General features: G+C 36.3%; 1 pseudogene. It reads right to left on the reverse strand.

Annotation, left to right across the window (positions count from 1 at the left end):
- Positions 1-306, reverse strand: a pseudogene (locus SB775_RS28030) (class D sortase); the annotation flags it as partial.
- Positions 307-350 lie beyond the last annotated feature (44 nt).

Below are 350 nucleotides of genomic sequence, written 5' to 3' on the forward strand. Positions count from 1 at the left end.
AACTCCTTTCTTCAACGTTGCATCATCCGCTCCCCAGTATATAGAAAACTTCTTCTTTATTTTCGGTATATTTAACAGTGCAACCTTTTCTCCTTCTTTATGTTCTGTTTGAGAAGAAGGTATTTGGGAAGTTACAGGTGTTTCGTAAGAAAGTTGATTATGTTGTATATTTTCAAGGCTCTTTAATTCTTCTTTCGTTAATTGTTGAGCAGAGCTTTTTCCTTTATACCATTCCATAGCGTAATATGCTCCCGTGAATAGCCCTATGGCCATCAATATGATACCGATATAATTGAGTAACTTCATGTCCATCCCTCCATGCCAAAAATGGTAGGAATAACCTACCATTT

The organism is Peribacillus sp. SIMBA_075 (assembly GCF_046534585.1).